The organism is Ruegeria sp. HU-ET01832, assembly GCF_040371315.1.
Taxonomy (GTDB): Bacteria; Pseudomonadota; Alphaproteobacteria; order Rhodobacterales; family Rhodobacteraceae; genus Ruegeria; species Ruegeria lacuscaerulensis_A.
Genome location: NZ_BAABWL010000003.1, coordinates 599,268 through 605,794 on the forward strand (window position 1 = coordinate 599,268; position 6,527 = coordinate 605,794).

Annotated in this window: 8 protein-coding genes; 3 read left to right on the forward strand and 5 right to left on the reverse strand. The window is 54.7% G+C overall.

Translation table 11 applies throughout. The features are described 5' to 3' along the window. Genes ABWV79_RS12715 through ABWV79_RS12735 form a run of 5 tightly spaced genes read right to left on the reverse strand, consistent with a single transcriptional unit; the run spans position 1 to position 4,092 of the window. Positions 1 to 786 (reverse strand): lanthanide ABC transporter permease protein PedC, encoded by a 786-nt coding sequence (locus tag ABWV79_RS12715; protein WP_353392367.1) that lies wholly within the window; start codon positions 784 to 786, stop codon positions 1 to 3. Then, positions 783 to 1,502, reverse strand: a complete 720-nt coding sequence (locus ABWV79_RS12720) for a lanthanide ABC transporter ATP-binding protein PedB/LutE (RefSeq protein ID WP_353392369.1) — start codon at positions 1,500 to 1,502, stop codon at positions 783 to 785. The genes ABWV79_RS12715 and ABWV79_RS12720 overlap by 4 nt, the downstream gene beginning before the upstream one ends. Further along, positions 1,499 to 1,942: a cupredoxin domain-containing protein gene (locus ABWV79_RS12725; RefSeq protein WP_170356215.1), complete on the reverse strand. Its 444-nt coding sequence runs from the start codon at positions 1,940 to 1,942 to the stop codon at positions 1,499 to 1,501. The genes ABWV79_RS12720 and ABWV79_RS12725 overlap by 4 nt, the downstream gene beginning before the upstream one ends. Positions 1,943 to 1,957: 15 nt before the next feature. Continuing rightward, positions 1,958 to 2,920, reverse strand: coding sequence for a YVTN family beta-propeller repeat protein (locus tag ABWV79_RS12730; RefSeq protein ID WP_209196094.1), 963 nt, complete (start codon positions 2,918 to 2,920; stop codon positions 1,958 to 1,960). Between the two features lie 5 nt (positions 2,921 to 2,925). Then, a complete protein-coding gene (locus tag ABWV79_RS12735; RefSeq protein ID WP_170756017.1) occupies positions 2,926 to 4,092 on the reverse strand; it encodes a lanthanide ABC transporter ABC transporter substrate-binding protein PedA1 in 1,167 nt (388 codons plus the stop codon). A gap of 158 nt (positions 4,093 to 4,250) precedes the next feature. On the opposite strand from ABWV79_RS12735, the gene pedF reads away from it, so the two are divergent. The 3 genes from pedF (at position 4,251) to ABWV79_RS12750 (ending at position 6,493) form a co-directional block, all read left to right on the forward strand. Then, positions 4,251 to 4,931, forward strand: coding sequence for a cytochrome c-550 PedF (gene pedF / locus ABWV79_RS12740; RefSeq protein WP_170756016.1), 681 nt, complete (start codon positions 4,251 to 4,253; stop codon positions 4,929 to 4,931). A gap of 18 nt (positions 4,932 to 4,949) precedes the next feature. Beyond that, positions 4,950 to 5,846, forward strand: coding sequence for a substrate-binding periplasmic protein (locus tag ABWV79_RS12745; RefSeq protein WP_502949860.1), 897 nt, complete (start codon positions 4,950 to 4,952; stop codon positions 5,844 to 5,846). 71 nt (positions 5,847 to 5,917) lie between these two features. Continuing rightward, complete coding sequence (locus tag ABWV79_RS12750; protein ID WP_353392374.1) at positions 5,918 to 6,493, forward strand: SRPBCC family protein; 576 nt, start codon at positions 5,918 to 5,920, stop codon at positions 6,491 to 6,493. Positions 6,494 to 6,527: the final 34 nt, after the last annotated feature.

The window sequence follows — 6,527 nt, forward strand, 5'->3', positions numbered from 1 at the left end:
TTAGCCGCGCTTCATGCCACGCGCCGGATCGTAGCCCCAAAAAGCAAACCCAAGAAAAATAATACCCGCCAATATCGTCCACCCCAATGCGACAGCATTAAACTGCCCATAAAGCGCGAAACGGATTAGCTCGACCGCGTGCGTAAAAGGGTTAAGCGCGCAGATATCTCTTAATAAGGCCGAACTTTCTGCCATCTTCCAAAGTGGATAAAGTGCTGAAGACAGAAAAAACATCGGAAAGATCACAAAGTTCATGACGCCCGCAAAATTCTCAAGCTGCCTGATCGCCGAGGACAAAGCCAAACCCAACGCGCCCAGCATCAATCCAGCGACGATCAGCGCCGGAAACACGTAGGCGTATCCGATCCAGGGCATGCCGATACCGTAAACCGCAGCGACCGCCAGAAAAGTATAAACCTGCAGGATCGATATCGTCGTGCTTGCCAACAAGCGACAAAACAGCAACCACCACCGCGGCAAAGGGCTGGTGAGCAGTAGCCGCATCGACCCCATTTCACGGTCGTAAACCAAGCTGAGAGAGCTTTGCATGCCATTGAACAACATGATCATGCCGCACAGGCCGGGGACGATGTAGATCTCATAGGTGATATAAGTCTCGTACGGCGGAGTAATCGACAAACCCAATGCTGCGCGAAAACCAGCGGCGAAGACCACTAGCCAAACCAGAGGACGTACAAGCGCCGCAACAAACCGGCTGCGTTGCCGCACGAACCGCAAGGCTTCTCGGATCAAGATTGCGCGCAAAGCGATCATTGCATCGATCATGAAGCCGCTCTGGTCATCGACAAAAAGGTATCCTGCATCGGAGCGCCGCCAGTGATGTCTCGGCAAATACCCTGATCCAGCAACTTACCACAATGAAGGATCGCCACTTGGTCGTCTGGCCCGATCTCGTCGGTCAAGTGGGTAGCCCACAAAACCGTCAAACCGTCTTGCGAAGACAGGTCATGCACATGTTTGGTGATGGCATGACGCGACGCAGCATCAAGCCCAACGGTTGGCTCGTCCAACAAAAGGACCGAAGGCACATGTATCAGGCATCGTGCTATTTCCAACCGTCTGCGATGACCTCCATTCAGATCACGCGCACGTTCAGTAGCACGTTCAGCCATATCCAGACGCTCTAGTACGGCCGTGATGCGGCCCTCAGCTTGGCGGCCGGACAGACCGTGCAAAGCGGCAAAATAACTGAGGTTCCGATGAACCGTCAGGTCCAGATCAAGCGTAGGCTGTTGAAAAACGACCCCTATCTTAGCCAAGGCTTTCCGCGGGTGTTTCGCGATGTCAATTCCAGCGATTTCAATCTCACCCTGCCTGGTGGTGAACAACCGTGTCAGCAGGGAAAACAGCGTTGACTTACCTGCCCCATTCGGGCCCAGCAACGCACAAAACGCGCCCTGCGGGACGTGAAAACTCACATCATCAAGAGCGCGTTTCTCGCCATAGGCATAGCTGACGTTTCGGACCGTTAGCCCTGTCACTTAATGGTAATCTCCAGCCGCTGTGTCTCACCGGTGCTGCCCGGCACTTTCAGATAGTAGCTGCCCGGCTTGATCGCGACAAAGCCTATTTCCATTTCACCGGCCTCGTCGAATTCGATCGAATCCAAACCCAGCGGCCGGATCTCTAAACCTTCTACCACAATCTCATCGACCCAGATGGCACGAAAGAACTCGGGGCCGATGATGGCAAGCTCCTGACTTCCGTCACCTTGAATTTCGAACTCGTAATAAGTTCCGGATTTTAGTTCCCATGGAGCATCGGCCAAGGGTTCTCCGGCTGAAAGGATGATGGGCGGTAGGTCTTCCTTGTTTTTGGCCGACAACAACCCGGCCAAGCCGAACCCCGAGTCATCGTCGGCATTAACGACGCTGGGTAAGATCATCGCGGCAGCAATTGCCAGCGTGGATAAACGCTTCATTTGAATTCTCCCTGATCAGTTTGTCGGACGAAACGCTGCGCCCCATGGGAACCGCCCGACCTTGATGGTTTTGATTGGTTCACGTTTTGCAACATCGATGACGGTCACATCGCCGGACACACCATTTGTGGTGAACAAGAGTGATTTGTCCGCGTTGAAATCCATGTGCCAAACCCGACGACCGACGAGGATGTAATCCTCAACCTCATAGGTGTCGGGATTGACCGCTGCGACGTGGTTCGAAGGTCCAAGCGCGACAAAGGCAGTTTTGTCTTCGTTGGACAGTTCAAACCCTACGGGCTGAACTCGATCAGGATGCACACCTTCGACTTCAAATTCAATCTTGGCTTTTTCGGTCTGGGTTTCCACATCAAAGACAGTGATCGTACCGCCAATCTCGGAACTCACCCAAAGCTCGGTTCCATCCTTAAGGAATTCGGCGTGGCGTGGGCGGGAATCGACCAGAGTATTGGCGAAAAGCTCTTGCGTTTCCGTGTCGATCCAATGAGCCATATTGGTGGTTTCAGAAGTCGTGATTGCGATTTTTCCATCCGGCGACACCGCCATGCCTTCGGGTTCGATCCCGACGTCGATCTGCGCGATAACCGTTCGCGTTTCAGTATCGACCACAGTGGTGATAGCGTCATCCTCGTTGGCTATATAAAGATGACGATCATTGGGATGTAGAACGAACTGCTCAGGGTCTTCGCCAGATGGCAAGTCGTGCAGTATCTCTCCGGTTTCGGGATCCATGACCTGAACCGAGTCGCTGTCAGAGGCGCAGATGTACAGCACCGAGAAATCTTTCGAAAACGTAATTCCCCTCGGCCGCTCACCAGTTTCGATTGTGCGGATGACTTCAAGCGTCTCGATGTCGATCACGCTGAGCGTGTCGTCTTTTTCGTTGCTGATCCACATCTCATCCGCTGCTGCGGGAACGCACAATGCAGCAGAGGCCAATAGTGTCGCTAGTCTCATGCCCGTTACTCCTTGAATGCCTGACACTGGCTTTCCGCCTCATCAATTCCAAGCGTATCCAGTTCTGTACGCTGATGTAGAAAGCCTTCCAGCGGCGCCATGGCGACCACCGCGCGGTCTGTGACCAAAGGGATTGGTTGCCGCAATTGCCCATTCCAAAACCTGAAGTTCATCGCCCTGCCCTTGAACCCGGCAAGTTCGAATTCATCCGACAAAATATAATCACGCAAGACCGCAGGATCGTCGGACTGGGTACGTGTCACGGCTTCGCCCAGCGTCCGGTATGCCGCCCATGCGGCGTAGTCTTTGGACATCATGGTGCGGCCCGACTGCTCAAAGAACCGATTCTGCATCTGGGCCGCACCCCATTGTTCGACCACGCGCGACCATGTGACGGGCTTAAGACCATCGGAACCAGCAACAGGGCGCGCCTTCCAGGTGTTGAATTCGACGTAGCGGCCGAAATCGTCCAATTCATCGGCCAATAACAGGACGTCATAGTCGCCGAATTCCTGCGTGAACAACGGAACTTCTTGCGCTGCGTTGCGACGCAGGTCAGCATCAAAAACCCAGGTCTTTTCCGCCATCAGGTCAAGACGGAATTTCTGCAATGACCGCTTCAGCGCGTCGGCAAAAGCTTGATCTTGTGGGTGGTTTCCAGAGATCAGAACCAGATCCTGCCAGCGGCGTTTGACCAGAAATTGAGCCAATGCATCCGTGCGCATTAGCCCCGACGGCAAAGTGTGCAGTAGGTTCGGCCGACAGTCCTGCTCGCGTATGGAAAGTTCAGGGGAAGATGCATTGAAAAGCACCGCACCATCGGCCTCGGCCAAGTCCGCGACCTGCAACTGAGCAGAGGCAGGCGCATCAAGAATTAGAAACGGACTGTCCGACAATGCCTTACGCGCTGCTGTAATCCAATCCTCACCGTCAGAAACGGTAGTGACTGTAAGCGTGTAGTCGTGTCCCAGAAACTTTGCGGTCGTCAGATTGTCTTCCAGCGCCAGTTTGGCACCCGCCGAACCAAGATCATCTGGAATCGGATCAAGGTTGGATAAAACGGGTGGACGCGCGACCTGCTGTTGTAGGTAAGTCACTGAAATACCAATCTCTGCCAACGCAGTGCCAGGCAGAAGTATCAGTGCCGCTACCGCACGGAACATCTTAATCATTTTCGCGCCTCCTCCTGCGCCGCCTTAGTAAAAACGGCCAAAATGCAGCCCACCATAAGACCTTAGTCGCAAACCTGCACGGATGTGCAACCAAGGTCGAATTTCACGCTGAGTCTTGCTGCGGTATGACCGTGAAAAGCATCGTAAAGGAGGAGAAGATGCGTCTTGGATTTCACAGCACATTGCTGGGCGGCCTTGTTGCCGGAGGTATGGCGCTGGCCCATGGCGATGTCGCCCCACAACCAGTCAACACAGACATCCTTCCCGATGTTGGAGAAGAGTGGCTGATTGAAAACCCCTATCGCGACCGGGGCGAAGAGGTATGGCAGGCTGCAATCGAAATAGGCGACTCCGGCTATAACCAGAATTGTGCCCGTTGCCATGGTCTTGGTGTCGTATCGGGCGGGTTAGCCCCTGATTTGCGGTATCTTGAAGCCGAGGAATATGGCGACGAATGGTATGTAGAGCGGTTCCGCGAAGGTTATACGCAAAACGGTATTACTAAGATGCCCGCCTTTGGCGAATTGTTAGGACAAAAAGCAGCGTGGGCCATTCGAACCTATATCGAAACGCGTCCGGATGACGGCGCGCTGGACGATCACTCGGACCGCTTGAAGGAAATCAGAGATCTTCTGGCAGCAATGGCCGGCGGCGCCGAGGGGGACACGGCAGCGCTTCAATCGGAATTGACCCAGATCGCCGAAACTATCGAAACCGGATCCGGCGCGCCCGTGGCCGACAGCGTGGCTTTGCGTGCGGCGGTATTGATATCTGGGAATGCACCCAATTTTGCCGAAGCTGCTGAACAACTTACCATTGGATTGTCCGCCGCGCAGTAGCGCGGCAGAATGGGGCGCATGATCAAGTACGTTTTCGTTTTCTCTCTGTTGGCCACCGCCCTGTTTTCAGGACCGGTTTTGGCCAGGTGCGAAGATCATGTGCCCCAGCCCAAACCTCAGAACGCAAGCCGAGATATCGTCGGTGCCGATCTCGATACCATAATCGACCGCGGTTATATTGAATTCGCAGCCTACGAAGACTTTCCCCCTTGGTCGTTTGAGAGAGACGGTACTATCCAAGGTGTCGATATTGAGATTGGAAAACTCATCGCCAGTGATCTGGGGGTCGAAGCTCGGTTCAATCTGGTCGCTGCCGGAGAGAACCTTGAAGCCGACTTGCGCAATTGGATCTGGAAAGGCCCGCTCATTAACGGCCGAGTTGCAAACGTGATGTTGCATATCCCCTACGACAGCGAGTTCGCGTGCCGGGTCGAGCAGGTTGTTTTTACTGGCCAGTACCACGACGAAGAAGTCGCAATTGCCTATCGTCGGGATGCCTACCCCGAGGATCCTCCGGTCCCGGCTTATTTTAGGTTCGATTCGGTAGCGGTCGAAAATGACTCAATCGCGGATTTCTACCTATCCGCCTTTCCGGGGGGGCAACTTTCGCGCAACATCCGTCGGTTCAAGACAGCCGAAAAAGCTATGGAGGCATTGGCGGCAGGCGAAACCATGGCTGCTATGGGACCTCGGGGCCAGCTTGAGGCCGGATTGACGCCCGACTTAGGTGTCCATGCGCCACCGCTTCCTGGGTTTGCTGTCAGCACCTGGACGAATGGTGTCGCCGTTCACTTTGCGTATCGCGGCCTCAGCTACGCCGTGGATGACGCCATTTTTGCAGCGCTTCAGGACGGGCGTATTGCTAATATCTTTGCGGAATATGGCCTGACACATTCGCCCCCGAAACTGCGGTGACTACACCCAAGGTCTTATAGGCACCGGACAGATCACCGCGTAGCTTAACCGAAAATACTGGAGGGAGTGACATGGAACTACATGACAGCCGCGTCATTGCGGCCCCACGTTCCAAAGTCTGGGAGGCATTGTTGTCGGCCGACATTCTGAAAGAATGTGTCCCCGGCTGCAAAGAAATGTCGGGAACAGCCGAAGATGGGTTTACCGCGACAGTGGTGCAGAAAGTCGGACCCGTAAAGGCGACCTTCAAAGGTGAAGTGACCCTTTCGGACATGGTGGATCAGGAAAGCGTCAAGTTATCTGGAGAAGGCAAAGGCGGGGCCGCCGGGTTTGCCAAGGGTGCAGCAGATGTCACCTTGTCGGATGCGCCCGAGGGGACGTTGCTGGCCTATAATGTCGATGCGCGCGTGGGCGGCAAGCTGGCTCAGCTAGGGGGGCGGGTCATTGATGGCGTGGCCAAGAAAATGGCCGACCAATTCTTTGAGAATTTCCAGAATGCGGTCGAGGAAGAACCTCAGCCCGCGCCTGCCGAGGCTGTTTCCGAACCGGCCGCGGCCCCTGCTGTGTCAGAAACGTCGGCTGAGCCAACTCAGGCAGCGCCGCCGGAAGAGAAAAAAGGATGGTTCAAGCGCCTGTTCGGTGGTTGAACCGAAAATTTAAGGGAGGAAAATCTGATGAAGA

Bases quoted from the DNA above. Each gene is read 5' to 3' on its own strand.
- ABWV79_RS12715 (WP_353392367.1), bottom strand. From the start codon at position 786: ATGATCGATGCAATGATCGCTTTGCGCGCAATCTTGATCCGAGAAGCC.
- ABWV79_RS12725 (WP_170356215.1), bottom strand. From the start codon at position 1,942: ATGAAGCGTTTATCCACGCTGGCAATTGCTGCCGCGATGATCTTACCC.
- ABWV79_RS12730 (WP_209196094.1), bottom strand. From the start codon at position 2,920: ATGAGACTAGCGACACTATTGGCCTCTGCTGCATTGTGCGTTCCCGCA.
- ABWV79_RS12735 (WP_170756017.1), bottom strand. From the start codon at position 4,092: ATGATTAAGATGTTCCGTGCGGTAGCGGCACTGATACTTCTGCCTGGC.
- pedF (WP_170756016.1), top strand. From the start codon at position 4,251: ATGCGTCTTGGATTTCACAGCACATTGCTGGGCGGCCTTGTTGCCGGA.
- ABWV79_RS12745 (WP_502949860.1), top strand. From the start codon at position 4,950: ATGATCAAGTACGTTTTCGTTTTCTCTCTGTTGGCCACCGCCCTGTTT.
- ABWV79_RS12750 (WP_353392374.1), top strand. From the start codon at position 5,918: ATGGAACTACATGACAGCCGCGTCATTGCGGCCCCACGTTCCAAAGTC.